Annotated in this window: 15 protein-coding genes; 5 read left to right on the top strand and 10 right to left on the bottom strand. The window is 35.1% G+C overall.

Features of this window, described 5'->3' with window-relative positions; all coding sequences use genetic code 11:
* The first annotated feature begins 46 nt into the window (after window positions 1-46).
* Window positions 47-1,348 (top strand): dipeptidase, encoded by a 1,302-nt coding sequence (locus ACXAGS_RS05335; RefSeq protein ID WP_474905188.1) that lies wholly within the window; start codon window positions 47-49, stop codon window positions 1,346-1,348.
* Here ACXAGS_RS05335 and ACXAGS_RS05330 read toward each other — a convergent pair.
* The gene (locus tag ACXAGS_RS05330) at window positions 1,345-1,764 is read right to left on the bottom strand and encodes an acyl-CoA thioesterase (RefSeq protein WP_010518871.1); all 420 of its coding nucleotides are present in this window, start codon (window positions 1,762-1,764) and stop codon (window positions 1,345-1,347) included. The genes ACXAGS_RS05335 and ACXAGS_RS05330 overlap by 4 nt on opposite strands.
* 298 nt (window positions 1,765-2,062) lie before the next feature.
* Here ACXAGS_RS05330 and ACXAGS_RS05325 point away from each other — a divergent pair, with 298 nt between their 5' ends.
* Window positions 2,063-2,470, top strand: coding sequence for a glyoxalase (locus tag ACXAGS_RS05325; RefSeq protein ID WP_474905186.1), 408 nt, complete (start codon window positions 2,063-2,065; stop codon window positions 2,468-2,470).
* Here ACXAGS_RS05325 and ACXAGS_RS05320 read toward each other — a convergent pair.
* Window positions 2,467-3,144: a DUF2461 domain-containing protein gene (locus ACXAGS_RS05320; protein ID WP_474905184.1), complete on the bottom strand. Its 678-nt coding sequence runs from the start codon at window positions 3,142-3,144 to the stop codon at window positions 2,467-2,469. The genes ACXAGS_RS05325 and ACXAGS_RS05320 overlap by 4 nt on opposite strands.
* Window positions 3,145-3,247: 103 nt before the next feature.
* Between ACXAGS_RS05320 and epsC the strand changes: the two genes are divergently transcribed.
* Both epsC and cysM read left to right on the top strand, forming a co-directional pair.
* Window positions 3,248-4,042: a serine O-acetyltransferase EpsC gene (gene epsC / locus ACXAGS_RS05315; RefSeq protein WP_474905182.1), complete on the top strand. Its 795-nt coding sequence runs from the start codon at window positions 3,248-3,250 to the stop codon at window positions 4,040-4,042.
* Window positions 4,035-4,919, top strand: coding sequence for a cysteine synthase CysM (cysM, locus tag ACXAGS_RS05310; protein ID WP_474905180.1), 885 nt, complete (start codon window positions 4,035-4,037; stop codon window positions 4,917-4,919). Before epsC ends, cysM begins: the two co-directional genes overlap by 8 nt.
* A 52-nt stretch (window positions 4,920-4,971) precedes the next feature.
* On the opposite strand, the gene ACXAGS_RS05305 is transcribed toward cysM, so the two are convergent.
* From ACXAGS_RS05305 to ACXAGS_RS05280, 6 genes are all read right to left on the bottom strand, one after another.
* The gene (locus tag ACXAGS_RS05305) at window positions 4,972-5,511 is read right to left on the bottom strand and encodes a hypothetical protein (protein ID WP_474905178.1); all 540 of its coding nucleotides are present in this window, start codon (window positions 5,509-5,511) and stop codon (window positions 4,972-4,974) included.
* Between the two features lie 40 nt (window positions 5,512-5,551).
* Window positions 5,552-6,052: a Dps family protein gene (locus tag ACXAGS_RS05300; protein WP_474905176.1), complete on the bottom strand. Its 501-nt coding sequence runs from the start codon at window positions 6,050-6,052 to the stop codon at window positions 5,552-5,554.
* A gap of 190 nt (window positions 6,053-6,242) precedes the next feature.
* Complete coding sequence (gene corA / locus ACXAGS_RS05295; protein WP_474905174.1) at window positions 6,243-7,316, bottom strand: magnesium/cobalt transporter CorA; 1,074 nt, start codon at window positions 7,314-7,316, stop codon at window positions 6,243-6,245.
* 85 nt (window positions 7,317-7,401) lie between these two features.
* Complete coding sequence (locus ACXAGS_RS05290) at window positions 7,402-8,559, bottom strand: hypothetical protein (RefSeq protein ID WP_474905172.1); 1,158 nt, start codon at window positions 8,557-8,559, stop codon at window positions 7,402-7,404.
* Between the two features lie 109 nt (window positions 8,560-8,668).
* Window positions 8,669-10,132, bottom strand: a complete 1,464-nt coding sequence (locus ACXAGS_RS05285) for a MoxR family ATPase (protein ID WP_474905170.1) — start codon at window positions 10,130-10,132, stop codon at window positions 8,669-8,671.
* A 60-nt stretch (window positions 10,133-10,192) separates the two neighbouring features.
* A complete protein-coding gene (locus ACXAGS_RS05280) occupies window positions 10,193-11,353 on the bottom strand; it encodes a vWA domain-containing protein (protein WP_474905168.1) in 1,161 nt (386 codons plus the stop codon).
* 78 nt (window positions 11,354-11,431) lie between these two features.
* Here ACXAGS_RS05280 and ACXAGS_RS05275 point away from each other — a divergent pair, with 78 nt between their 5' ends.
* Window positions 11,432-12,235, top strand: a complete 804-nt coding sequence (locus ACXAGS_RS05275) for a DUF1853 family protein (RefSeq protein ID WP_474905166.1) — start codon at window positions 11,432-11,434, stop codon at window positions 12,233-12,235.
* A 1-nt stretch (window position 12,236) separates the two neighbouring features.
* Here the strand turns inward: ACXAGS_RS05275 and hisIE are convergent, their stop codons facing one another.
* Both hisIE and hisF read right to left on the bottom strand, forming a co-directional pair.
* Window positions 12,237-12,833, bottom strand: coding sequence for a bifunctional phosphoribosyl-AMP cyclohydrolase/phosphoribosyl-ATP diphosphatase HisIE (hisIE, locus tag ACXAGS_RS05270; protein WP_474905164.1), 597 nt, complete (start codon window positions 12,831-12,833; stop codon window positions 12,237-12,239).
* Between the two features lie 57 nt (window positions 12,834-12,890).
* On the bottom strand, window positions 12,891-13,646 hold the full coding sequence (gene hisF / locus ACXAGS_RS05265; RefSeq protein WP_474905162.1) for an imidazole glycerol phosphate synthase subunit HisF: 756 nt from the start codon (window positions 13,644-13,646) through the stop codon (window positions 12,891-12,893).
* Window positions 13,647-13,657: the final 11 nt, after the last annotated feature.

Raw genomic sequence — 13,657 nt, 5'->3', positions numbered from 1 at the left:
TTTTGTTGTCAAATTGCTTTTCTTGTAGGTATAAAACTCAAGACCAATGAAAAAACTCATTTTTATTTGTTTAGCGCTAACTGTTTTTAGTTGCAAACAAAAACAAGTACAAGACAAATCAGAAAAAGTAAATACGGAAGACTTAGCTAAGAAAATACATGAAGAGGTGTTAACCGTTGATACCCATATAGATATCAACGTGAAAAACTTTACAGATAGTATTAATTACTCCCAACAATTAGACACCCAGGTTGACTTGCCAAAAATGGAAGAAGGAGGCCTAGACGTAGCCTGGTTTATTGTTTACACAGGCCAAGATACCTTAACAGCTAAAGGTTACGAAAAAGCAGCTGAAAACGCTATGGCAAAGTTTGATGCCATACATAAATTATGCGAAGTATATGCCCCGGATAGAATTGGTTTGGCAACCTCTAGCAAAGAAGCTAAAGCTATTGCGGCATCTGGTAAAAAAGTAGCCATGATCGGTGTGGAAAATGCTTATCCTATTGGCGAAGATTTAAGTTTATTTGAAACCTATTACGATAAAGGGGCAAGATATATTTCATTGTCCCACAATGGACACAGTCAATTCTGTGATTCCAACACGGGTGAAGCGGAAAATGATTGGTTATATAATGGTTTAAGTGATTTAGGTAAAGAAGCTGTAAATGAAATGAATAGACTTGGCATAATGATAGATGTTTCTCATCCATCAAAAGAGTCTATGAAGCAAATGATAACCTTATCTAAAGCACCTATTATTGCATCACACTCGTCTGCTAGGGCCTTATGTGATCATTCCCGTAATCTAGATGATGAACAATTGGCACTATTAAAAGAAAATGGTGGTGTTGTACAAACTGTTGGGTTTAGTTCTTATTTAAATACAGCTAAGCATGAAGAAAAATCTGCTTTTATGAAAAAAATATACCAAAAGGTAGCAGATAGTTTAGATATAGCTTGGTATGAACGGTCTCAATTTTCTAGTCTTACGCCAGAACAACGCCAAGATTTTATGCAGAATTATAGAAAAGTTATGAAAATTGGTAAAGATATGGCTACTTTAATGCCAGATGCGCCAAAAGGAGTTACCGTTTCTGATTTTGTAGACCACATAGACTATTTAGTTGAAAAAATGGGAATAGACCATGTAGGTATTAGTTCTGATTTTGATGGAGGTGGTGGTATTACTGGGTGGGAAGATGCTTCTGAAACCTACAATGTTACCTTAGAACTTGTTAACAGAGGCTATACCCAAGAAGAAATTAAGAAATTATGGGGCGGTAATCTATTTAGGGTGTTAGATGAAGTAGAGCAAGTGGCAAAAGAAATACAACAACAATCTTAAGGCTTTTTACCTTCTTGTTCCTTTTCTTTTTTCTCTAACCGATCTTTTACGTATTCTACTTTAGTTTTACCATGTGGGGCCGGTTTGCCGGCCTCATTTAGGTTAACTAAAATTATATTATCTACCGTAACTATTGTTTCGTGAGTCATTTTATTTCTAACCTCACAATTTAAGGTTAGACTACTATGTCCAAATTTCTTTACCTCTAATCCAATTTCTACAATATCACCTTGATTGGCAGTGCTCATGAAATTAATTTCAGACATGTATTTGGTTACTACACGTTTATTTTCAAGTTGAATTATACCATAGATAACCGCTTGTTCATCTAACCAAGTAAGTACCTTACCTGCAAACAATGTCCCATTTGCATTTAAATCCTCTGGTTTTACCCATTTTCTGGTATGAAATCTCATTACAGCCATATTTTAGCACAAAATTAGCCAACTATTTTCAACTAATCACTTTTAAGCTCCTAAACCTTTTACTTTTAATAATCTACCAGTATAGGTCTTAAAAAAATTCATTACCTATAAATTATAACCTACAATAACATAAAATGAACAAAAAAGGATTGGACCACTAAACCATAAAAAATCCGAGCCATTAAATATTTAAAAAATACCAATTGTTCATATCATAGTTAAAAACTAAGTTAAAAACGAATTGAAATAATCTTGTTTAGCCGTAATTTTAGATAAAACCATTTTAAATATGGAAGATAGGGCCACTCTCCTTTTACAGGCACGTCCGGTAATTAAAGCCGCAAAAGTGCATGAAGGAACAAGTACAGATGAGCGTTTTCAAAATTTAACGTTACGTCCAATCATTAAGTTTCAAAACAACCTTTTTATTGCCGTTTTCAAAAATTATATTGCCAAGCACAAGTATAAGTTTTACGAACTAACTCTGCCGCAACAACTGCAGTATATAGAAAAAGCGATACAGAAAGATATCAAGTTTAGAAATTCATTAAAAGGAATGGTAATTGCGCATTTTACCATTGAAGAGTACGAAACGTACATCAAAAACTCTTCTGCCTTAAATAAAAGAATGATGTATATGGTTATAGAGCGTCTAAAAGATCAAATTCAATTATTAGATAGGGAGCTGGCCGTTTAAAGTAATGACTCTCCATTTAGATTTGTAGTTAATATATCGCTCATTAAATCAAAAAAAGGACGAACGGTTTTAAACGATTGGTCTATTTCTGATATAAAATTATTGGACAGCACCTCCTTATCTGTAAATTTTCTGGTAAAGATAAATTGCTTCTTTTTTATAAATTCAATGTTGGGATGAGCCTTGTCAAAACCCTTTGGCGCAGTTTTAACCTCTTCACCTTCCATATTACCCCATAGTTCTTTAAATTGACTTTCTTCAAGTATTTCTTTAAGTTCGTTTACATCCAATTCAAATTCTTTTCGTATTCTAAAAAGGTCTTCTTTATTAGGCCCAAAAAAACCAGTTGCAATAAATGTGGCTCCAGGTTTTACCCGTACATAATAACCACCTCTTAAAGCTGCTCCCATTCTAGAAAATGAAGCGGCAAAATGAGATTTAAAAGGGGTTTTATCCTTGGAAAAGCGAACATCTCTATATATTCTGAACATTTTTAACCGCTCTATGTCATCATGTTTCTCTAAGTTATACTTAATGGTATTAAAGAAATTTTTTGTCGCCTCTTTATGCAATTCAAACGTAGGCTTATGCAAGGCAAACCACTCCCTGTTATTGTTTTCCTGTAAATCTTCTAAAAACTTTAAGGTATTTTTTGTAATGATGCTTTTTTCCATCCGATTAATGCTGTTTATACATTAATGCTAAAGTTAACTAAATATAACCCTATCACTAATTAGTATTTGGCTAATTTAGTTCTTGCAAACAAAGAAAATGCTTATGGATAAGCAAAAGATAATTGAACAGATAAAAGCACATAAAAATCAGCCTTGTTTGGATTTTAGGCTTAAAACAACCACGGAAGCCTTTACAAACACCTTGTTTTATACTTTGTTCGATTCCAACACACCTTTATTAGAAAACCTAGATAAATTGGAGCAACAATTTGAGGTTTTAGTTGATTTGGCTTGTTGGGATGCGGATAAGCCATGTAGCAAAGTTTGGGATCGTTATGTTCAAAAATTACCTACTATATTAGAAAGATTAAATATGGATGCACAAGCTACTTTAAATTGTGATCCAGCATCTTTGTCTATAGAAGAAGTGTATATGGCCTATCCAGGGTTTTATGCTATTGCTATTTACAGACTATCCCACGAGTTGTATGCAGAGGGTTTTCCGTTAGTGCCAAGATTAATGACCGAGTATGCTCATAGACAAACCGGAGTAGATATTAATCCTGGAGCTCAAATTGGCGACTCTTTTCATATTGATCACGGAACAGGAGTAGTAATAGGCGAAACGGCGGTAATTAAAAACAACGTAAAAATATACCAAGGGGTAACTTTAGGCGGTTTATATGTTGCCAAAGATTTGCAAAAAATTAAAAGGCACCCCACAATTGAAAGTAATGTAACTATTTATGCGAATGCTACCATCTTAGGTGGTGATACTATTGTTGGAGAAAATTCCATTATTGGCGGTAACGCTTGGATAACACAATCCGTACCTGCAGACTCTACCGTTTTTCATTCGCCTACAATTAAAATAAAACCTACTAAGAATCATGTCTAAACATATTTTAGAACTAATTGGTAATACCCCACTCATAAGCGCAAAAAAAATAAATCCTAATCCAAACGTAAACTTACTTTTTAAACTAGAGGGTCAAAATCCTGGTGGTAGTGTAAAAGATAGGCCGGCTTTAAATATGATTAAGAGTGGATTGCAGCGTGGCGATTTTGATGGCAATACTAAATTAATAGAGGCCACTAGTGGCAATACGGGAATAGGTTTGGCCATGGTTGCGGGTATTTTTGGATTGAATATTGAACTGGTAATGCCAGAAAATTCTACTGTAGAACGAGTTAAGACTATGGAGGCCTATGGGGCAAAGGTTACACTTACCCCTGCAGATATTGGAATTGAAGGTGCAAGGGATTATGTTTTGGATAAAGTTACCAAGGAAGGCTATGTAATGTTAGACCAATTTGGCAATACGGATAATTGGCAGGCACATTATAAAACTACAGGGCCAGAAATATGGCGAGATACAAAAGGACAAGTCACCCATTTTGTATCTAGCATGGGAACAACGGGCACCATAACAGGAACTTCTACGTTTTTAAAAGAACAAAATTCAGACATAAAAATAATTGGGGTACAACCAAAAGAAGGAGCAAAAATTCCTGGTATACGTAAGTGGTCTACTGAATACGTTCCAAGTATTTATGACGACAGTAAAGTTGATGAAATTTTATATGTTTCTGAAGATGAAGCTGTGGAAATGACGAAAAGACTGGCTAAAGAAGAAGGAATCTTTGCCGGTATGAGCAGTGGTGGTGCCGCTGTAATTGCCCAACGGATTGCAGAAAAAATTGAATTCGGAACGATAGTTTCCATTGTTTGTGATCGTGGAGATAGGTATTTATCTTCCAACATATACAAATAAAAAACAGGGCAAAAGCCCTGTTTTTTATTAAATTAAGTTCTGCTTACATAAATTATTTACTCATGTTAGCATCTTTCAAGTTTTCTACAACAAATTCTATTTCTTCACCTTTTTTGTTGGTGTAAACGTAGGTTGTGTTCATCTCGTTTTGACTTTTCATTTTAAAATTTTGCTCCTCTAATACTTTTAGGTTATTTCCATCTTCAACGGCAATCATAACATCATCACCGTTACTTACAAGGGCAAAATCTGTCTTTTCTTTAGTCATGTAACTAAATTTAATAACCTCGTCTATATCGTCATCGGCATCTCTGTCAATTTTCACCGTTTTTGTTACTTTAACCGGTGGAAAGATTCTATCCTCATTTACCTGGCCCTTATCTTTTGGGTCTGTTTTTACTTCCGCATCCACCATTGTGTTAATCATAACGGAATTTTTTACTTTCTTTCCATTTTCATAAAAACTTAGCGTTTTGGTAGTTGTTTCGTTTTTAATCTCATCTCTACCTTTTTCTTGCCAGTTTTCTTGGGCAGACATTGCCGTTACTGCGAATAAAGAAGTTGCTAATAGTATATTTCTTAAATTTTTCATTTCAATTTTTTTTAGATTAATAATTATGTTGGCTATTTTTTTATGCTGGCACACTTCGTTTTAACGTATCAGAAGTAGATTTTGTCCAAGCATCTAACATCCAACTGCTTTTTTCTAATTCCCTAATGTAAGCTCCTATCAAATCAATAGTACCCTCATCTTCTATTTTGTCCGCTTCGGCTACTACATTTCCCATTTGTTTTATTAGGATTGCATGCGCTTTCAATAGGTCTTCTACCATTTGATTATCATCCAATATTTTTGTAGTCTCTTCTATACTAGAAGTTTCCAAATAAGAAGACAAGTTACTCATTGGATGATAACGTAGCGTAAGCACACGTTCTGCAATTTCATCTATTTTTACTCGAGCGTCAGAATATAATTCTTCGAACTTTTCGTGCAAATCAAAAAAATTGCGACCTACAATGTTCCAATGGTAGTTTCTTAATTTCTGATAGTACAATTGGTAGTCTGCCAATAGAGTATTTAACTCTATTACTACGGGCAAGACTTTCTCTTCGTCTAGATTTAAATAATTCATTTTTAATATTTTAAGATTCAACATTTAGTAATGTTGGTAGTGAAGATTTTTAACGCTTTATAAAAGCCACTTTAGCTAATTGCCTGTTTGCGAATAACAAACCAACACTATCAATATATGGCGTGTAGTACTTTTGTCAAGTGATTTAACGGGCTTTAACCCAATAAGGAAAGTGTTAACATAAGAAGTGTTAAAGCCAACCCTTCTTTTTAAAGTATATTAACAAACCAAGCCCGATTATAAAAAAAGACGCCCACACCAAGGGATAACCATAAGGACTATTTAATTCAGGCATATTAGTAAAATTCATCCCGTAGATACCAGCTATAAAAGTAAGCGGAATAAAAATAGAAGCGATTACGGTTAATACTTTCATAACCTCGTTCATTTTATTACTCATGTTGGTCATATACATTTCCATAAGACTGGTAACCATTTCACGGTAAAGAACTATATCTTCATTGATTTCTGTGCAATGGTCAAAAGTGTCTCGCAAAAATAGTTTAGTGTCTTCTTGGATTAGTTGGTGCTCTGTGGTCAATAATCTATTTACTATTTCTTTTACAGGAAACACCCATTTACGAATGCGGAGTATTTCTTTTTTTAATGTTTGTATTTTTCTAGCGGTTTCTTTGGTTGGATTTTCATAAACTTCCTCTTCCAAATTTTCCAGTTCATCTTTAACATCGTCCAGCGCTACATAATAATTATCCACTATAGCATCTAACAGTGCAAAAAATAAATAGTCTGCCCCCCTACTCCTGATACGGCCGTATTTGTTAATAATCCTTTCACGAACACCATTAAAAACGTCCTCATCTGTTTCCTGAAAAATAAGCACCTGTTTGTCCAACAATATAAAGCTAACATGCTCTATTTTAATTTGTTTGTTTGTATCTAGGTATAACATTTTAAAAACACCAAAAAGATGATCTTCATATTCATCTACTTTTGGTCTTTGTAAAGTATCCATTACATCTTCTAGTAGAAGATTATTTAAGTTATAGTGATTACCAATACTATTTATGGCGTCTTCATCTGAAATACCTACCACATTTAGCATGGAAGTTTCCAGTTCGTTCTTTATGGGTAGTTTAATGTAGGGAACTTCTCTCTGTTGAAAATCATTCTCATTATAGGTGATAAGCTGTAAGTGCGAAGGAGCTTTTTCTTTTGTGCCTACATACGAAATATGACCTGGTGCCTTACCTAATTTTGATTTGGATCTAGAGAATTTTGGAATGATTTTCTTTTTCTTAGCCATATTAAAAAATGTAATAAAACAAAGTAAATAAAAAAAGCCCTTTCGGAAAGAAAGGGCTTTTAACTAAAATTAATTATGTTTTGTTTTAATTGGAAGTAGCGATTTGTGTTACGGTATAAACACCGCCTGTTACCTCTAGATTGAATACTGGTATTTGACCACTTGTTGGCAGTGTGTTAGCTGTAAATGTATATGGACCTCCGTATGTATTACCTGAATCGTCCAAAAATTCAAATGTTACAACTTCTGGCTCCGTACCGTTAAAGCTATAAGCGTCTAGTTCAATTACGTAGGAACCATCAGCTAAGTTTCCTTCTGCAATAAAAATGTCTTCAAAACCACCAACACCTGAGGACGAAGAATAAATACCGTTATTTGATTGATCCACGATATCCATATCAAACTGATCTCCAGAATCCCAAGTTGCAGTTATTTCAAATCCAATATTTGCTTCTTCCAAGGTTATATCAATTTCATTATTAGTGCCTATTACAACATCGTCATTTAAAACGGAATCAATTATTAAAGTAGCTTCTAAATTTTCCGCAGGAGTAAAAACACCATCATTTAAATCAATGGCTATATTTACTTCTGTTTCACCCGCAGGAATGATTGTCCTGAGCGTTGTTCCTCCGTAAATACCATAACTATTATTAGAAGAACTAGATTCAAAATAAACAACTATATCCTCATGTATTGGCTTGCTTAGAATTGCGCGAAATTCACTGTAATCGTATTCCTCTTGAGTAACCGCGTTAGATTCAAAGGCGATTATGGCAGCGCCATCGGTTACATCAATTTGGACTGCACTAGAAGATGATGGACTTACAGAACTTGACAAATCTGCCATACTTATGATTATATTCTCTACACCAGATTCAAATTCAGCATCCGATACAATAGATAATTCAATAGTACCTGTAGTTGAACCTGCGGCTATAGAAATAGATTCACTGCTAACCGTATAATCTTCTCCTAAAGTAGCCGATCCATTAAAATTAAGATTGATTTCAGCAGTTCCTTCAACAGCATTTGGAATGGTTGCTGTAATGGTAATCACTTCCGCGTCTGCTTCTGTAGTCATGGTTGCAGTACTACTTAGACTAACTGTTTCAGGTTCTATGTAAACCGGAACTTCTACAGGAACCTCTACCGGAACTTCTACAATTTTCTCTTCAATTTCTGTTTTTGTACAGGAAGCTAAAACTGCAACCGCACCAAGCATTAAAAGGGGTTTTCTCATGTTTTTAGATAAATAAAAGTTAATTGATAGGTTAATAATTTACTAACCCTTATGCATAACGTTATAAATCTAAAAATATTCTTAAAAAGTTTAATAACATAGAAAATAATTACAATCCACTAATGTAGTTTCCGTACAAGTCATTGAATTGCAATCCCTTATTGATACGTTGTTTGCTTAATTTTTTATAAGCTACCAATCCCCAAAGTAATAATTCCTTTAAAAAATACTGATCTTGTTGGGTAATTTCATCCCCATATTCCCGAGCCAAATGGTTTAAAGGAGCAATTGCATTTAATTTATGCTGATATTCCTTATCGCTATCGGCATCTAACAATTCAAATCCGTCTTGGTCAAAAAACCAACTTATAATATCATCATAGGCCGTTGGCTCACCCTTACGTTCTAGTTTACTAATTTCTGGGAAGTACTTAGGAAAAATTGTCTTAATAGCCTCTTCTATCAATGCTTCGGCAACAAAGGCAGCACCTTCTTGTTCGCCCTCATAAACCAATTCTATCTTTCCTGTAATAGCGGGAATAATACCCATAAAATCGGTTAAACGTACTTGAGTTTCCGTATCACCATTTATTAGCATTCTTCTTTTTGCAGTGCTCAATAAGTTTTCATAAGCAGTAATACTCATACGAGCACTAACTCCACTCTTAGCATCTACATATTCACTATCACGCGCTTCAAAGCTTATCTGTTCCAAAACATCTTTAGCTAGTTCTGGTACATAGATTTCTTTATTTTCAGAAAGTAACGCGCTTACTTCTTGCTGCGTAATTTTCTTAGCAATTTCTAATTCTTCTGGGTAATGCGTTAAAATTTGAGAACCAATCCTATCTTTCAGCGGCGTTACAATACTACCTCTATTGGTGTAATCTTCTGGATTTGCTGTAAACACAAATTGAATATCTAATGGTAAGCGCAACTTAAAACCACGTATTTGAATATCGCCCTCTTGTAAAATATTGAACAAGGAAACCTGTATTCTAGCCTGTAAATCTGGTAATTCGTTAATCACAAAAATACAACGATTCGCACGTGGTATCATCCCAAAATGGATAACCCTATCGTCTGCGTAACTCAATTTTAGGTTCGCCGCTTTTATAGGGTCTACGTCTCCTATTAAATCGGCCACCGTTACATCTGGCGTAGCCAATTTTTCAAAAAAGCGGTCCTCTTTTGGTAACCAAGAAATAGGTGTTTCGTCCCCTTTTTCTGCTATAAGTTCTTTTGCAAATCGGGATAATGGATTAAATGGGTCGTCATGAATTTCAGAACCTGCTACATAAGGAATAAAATCATCCAACAGGTTTAGCATTTGCCTGGCTAAACGTGTTTTTGCTTGCCCTCTTAAACCTAGTAGGTTAATGTTGTGTTTGGATAAAATGGCACGCTCTAGTTCAGGTATTACAGAATCTTCATAGCCCCAAATACCTTCAAATACAGTTTCGCTATTTTTAATTTTGCCAATAAGATTATCCCTTAATTCGTCTTTAACAGATTTTGAGGTGTAACCCGCCTTTTTTAGTGCACCAAACGTTTTTATGTTCTCTATTTTCATATACTTTTTTTTATTAACTCTAACTAAGTAGAGTTGCATAGCTCTCTAAACTAAAAGCTTTTATTTAATTCTTTTTCTTCTATTGTTTTCGTAATCTTCAAAAATCATTTCACCAAGACCTTTAAGGCCTGTGTAAAATGCTTTTCCCTTATTGGTTGCTGTAAATTCTCGCACAAACTGCATTAAGTAGGGGTCTTGGGCAATCATAAACGTAGTAATGGGGATGTGCAGTTTTCTAGCCTGTGCGGCCATATTGTAGCATTTTTCCACAATATATTCATCTAGTCCCACACTGTTTTTATAATAATCGCCATTGGGCAAACGCAAACAGCTAGGTTTACCATCGGTAATCATAAAAATCTGTTTGTTGGTATTACGCTTTCTACGCAACATATCCATTGCCAATTGTAGCCCTGCTACCGTGTTGGTATGGTACGGCCCTACTTTTAAATAGGGTAAATCTTTAATGGGGATTGGCCAAGCATCATTACCAAAAACCAATATATCTAGCGTGTCTTTTGGGTATCTGGTGGTAATCAATTCTGCCAGCGCCATGGCCACTTTTTTAGCTGGCGTTATACGGTCTTCTCCGTACAATATCATTGAGTGACTAATATCTATCATAAGTACGGTGCTCATTTGTGCTTTGTGCTCCGTATCTTCTACCACCAAATCATTTTCATCTAACATAAAGTTACCTATGCCATGGTTTATTTGGGCATTGCGTAAACTCTCTGTCATAGAAATATGCTCTAGGCCATCTCCGTAGCGGTATTCTCTAAAATCGCCCGAGTGTTCATCTCCTTTTCCTAATTTTCCGGTCTTATGATTACCAGAACCACTACGCTTTATTTTTCCAAAGATTTGGTCTAACGCACGTTGCCGTAGCATACGTTCTAATTTAGCGGTGATATTTATAGTTCCACCACCGTTACCATCTTGCCCTTCCTCACCTTCACCTGCCGTTCCATCACCTTGTTCAAACTCTTCACGAATGTAACCTTTACGTTTAAGGTCTTCTATAAAATCATCTATAGTGTAATCTGGAGTAGTTAATTGATATTCTTCATCTAACTGACGAAGCCAATCTATGGCCTCATCAAAATCACCCGAAGTATGTGTGATTAACTCCTGAAAAATATCAAATAATTTTTCAAACGGACTCTGGTCTGGCGCACTGTACGTGGTAAAAAGGAATCCTTTTCTTGTTATCATAGCCATACCTTAAAATTACTGTATAATGCTTAGTTGTCGTTATTTTTTATAAAAACTTAACGCTTTCCGTAAGTTTGTTTAAGGATGAAAGCACTTATAGAAGCATTTTACCAGACTGCGCCACTTTGGACCAATGAACAATTTGGATTGCGGCAATTTGAATTTCCATCTGTTGATGCAAATGCTGTAGATAACATAGCTATTCCACAAAAACTCCGTTTAGGCCACCAAATGGAATACGTGTTTAGACATCTAATTGAAATATCTGAGACACATGAGGTTGTCTTTTCTAATATCTTAATAGATGAAGGTAAAGTACGTTTGGGCGAGTTGGATTTTATTCTAAAAAACAAGGTGACTAATACCTATGTACATGTAGAACTGGCCTACAAATTCTACATTATAAATAAGGCTATATCAGAACCCGTGCACCGCCTTATGGGGCCTAATAAGCGGGATATGTTTTATACCAAGTTAGATAAGCTAAAAGAAAGGCAATTTCCGCTTCTACACCATTCCAGTCTTAAACATAAATGGGATGTACTAGCGCTAAATCCCTTAGAAATTGAACAACAATGTTGTTTTAAAGCACAACTTTATACCCCTTTTAAGGAAGAAAGTTTGGCCATACGACCCTTAAATACTGCTTGTCATTCTGGTTATTGGCTACATTTTGACCAGTTCAATTCAAAACCTTTTAAAAACTATCAATTTTATATTCCAACTAAAACGGAATGGCCCTTATTACCACACCATCAAGTTTCGTGGAACAATTTTTACAACACTTTGCTAGACATCAATCTTAGACATCTTAAACAACAAGCGCCAATGGTATGGGTACGGACAATCGAGGGAGAATTATTTAAATTGTTTGTGGTATGGTGGTAATTTAATGTCTTTCTATCAATACCTTTTCTATATCCTTCAAGGTATACCCTTTAGCTTGCAATAAGATTAAATAATGAAAAAGTAAATCAGCACTCTCATTTAAAAACAATTCTTCATTATCGTCTTTTGCTTCAATAACCGTTTCTACAGCCTCTTCCCCTACTTTTTGAGCTATTTTATTAATACCTTTTCTAAAGAGTGATGCTACATAGCTTTTTTCATCTTCCTTATTTTCTTTGCGGGAAGTAATTACCCTTTCCAACTCCGATAAAAAGCTAAAATTCGGCGCGTTTTCTTCATTCCAACAGGTATCTGTACCCGTGTGACAAGTAGGCCCTGCTGGTTTTACTTGTACCAATAAAGTGTCGTTATCGCAATCTACCTTCATAGAAACCAATTCTAAAAAGTTACCACTTTCCTCACCCTTGGTCCATAATCTATTTTTAGAACGACTAAAAAAAGTGACTTTACCTGTGTCTTGGGTTTTATCAAATGCTTCTTGATTCATGTACCCTAACATCAACACATTTTTGGTACGTGCATCTTGAATTATTGCGGGTACTAAACCATCTTTATCTTTTGAAAAATCGATTTTCATTATGTTGTATTCTCTTGTTGTTTTTAAACTTTTTTAATTTGAACAATATCCTAATAATCAAATACGTACTGGAATTCCTTTTTCTTTTAGCTGTTGTTTTAAATCTGGAATGGCTATTTCTTTAAAATGAAATACACTAGCCGCTAAAGCAGCATCTGCCTTACCTTTTTTAAAGGTATCCGTAAAATGGGACATTGCTCCCGCTCCACCAGAAGCGATTATAGGAATATTTACCAAACTAGAAAGTTTAGCCAATTCTGCATCTGCAAAACCATTTTTGGTACCATCATGGTCCATAGAGGTAAATAGAATTTCACCAGCACCACGCTGCTCTACTTCTTTAGCCCAGTCAAACAAATCCAATTCCGTAGGTACTTTACCGCCTACCAAATGCACTTTCCAGCCATCAGTAGTTTTACGGGCATCTATAGCCACAACAATACATTGCGAACCAAATTTGGCCACCAACTCATTGATTAAATCTGGATTCTTAACCGCTGATGAATTGATAGAAACTTTATCAGCTCCGTTTTTAAGTAAGATATCTACATCTTCCACAGAAGAAATTCCGCCACCTACAGTGAATGGAATATTTAATTTTTCTGCAACGTGATACACCAACTCCGCAAGTGTTTTACGCTTTTGCTCAGTGGCAGAAATATCTAAGAAAACGAGTTCATCTGCACCTTCATCTGCATAACGTTGGGCTAATTCTACGGGGTCGCCAGCATCACGTAAATCCACAAAATTGACGCCTTTTACGGTTCTGCCGTCTTTTATATCTAAACAGGGTATTATTCTTTTTGTAAGCATATCTTTTTCAA

The sequence above is a fragment of the Croceivirga sp. ABH4_376 genome (genome assembly GCF_056160685.1).
Note: the sequence above shows the minus strand (reverse complement) of the source record. Positions and strands in the feature narration are given on the sequence as shown.

Bases quoted from the DNA above. Each gene is read 5' to 3' on its own strand.
- ACXAGS_RS05335 (WP_474905188.1), top strand. From the start codon at position 47: ATGAAAAAACTCATTTTTATTTGTTTAGCGCTAACTGTTTTTAGTTGC.
- ACXAGS_RS05330 (WP_010518871.1), bottom strand. From the start codon at position 1,764: ATGAGATTTCATACCAGAAAATGGGTAAAACCAGAGGATTTAAATGCA.
- ACXAGS_RS05325 (WP_474905186.1), top strand. From the start codon at position 2,063: ATGGAAGATAGGGCCACTCTCCTTTTACAGGCACGTCCGGTAATTAAA.
- ACXAGS_RS05320 (WP_474905184.1), bottom strand. From the start codon at position 3,144: ATGGAAAAAAGCATCATTACAAAAAATACCTTAAAGTTTTTAGAAGAT.
- epsC (WP_474905182.1), top strand. From the start codon at position 3,248: ATGGATAAGCAAAAGATAATTGAACAGATAAAAGCACATAAAAATCAG.
- cysM (WP_474905180.1), top strand. From the start codon at position 4,035: ATGTCTAAACATATTTTAGAACTAATTGGTAATACCCCACTCATAAGC.
- ACXAGS_RS05305 (WP_474905178.1), bottom strand. From the start codon at position 5,511: ATGAAAAATTTAAGAAATATACTATTAGCAACTTCTTTATTCGCAGTA.
- ACXAGS_RS05300 (WP_474905176.1), bottom strand. From the start codon at position 6,052: ATGAATTATTTAAATCTAGACGAAGAGAAAGTCTTGCCCGTAGTAATA.
- corA (WP_474905174.1), bottom strand. From the start codon at position 7,316: ATGGCTAAGAAAAAGAAAATCATTCCAAAATTCTCTAGATCCAAATCA.
- ACXAGS_RS05290 (WP_474905172.1), bottom strand. From the start codon at position 8,559: ATGAGAAAACCCCTTTTAATGCTTGGTGCGGTTGCAGTTTTAGCTTCC.
- ACXAGS_RS05285 (WP_474905170.1), bottom strand. From the start codon at position 10,132: ATGAAAATAGAGAACATAAAAACGTTTGGTGCACTAAAAAAGGCGGGT.
- ACXAGS_RS05280 (WP_474905168.1), bottom strand. From the start codon at position 11,353: ATGGCTATGATAACAAGAAAAGGATTCCTTTTTACCACGTACAGTGCG.
- ACXAGS_RS05275 (WP_474905166.1), top strand. From the start codon at position 11,432: ATGAAAGCACTTATAGAAGCATTTTACCAGACTGCGCCACTTTGGACC.
- hisIE (WP_474905164.1), bottom strand. From the start codon at position 12,833: ATGAAAATCGATTTTTCAAAAGATAAAGATGGTTTAGTACCCGCAATA.
- hisF (WP_474905162.1), bottom strand. From the start codon at position 13,646: ATGCTTACAAAAAGAATAATACCCTGTTTAGATATAAAAGACGGCAGA.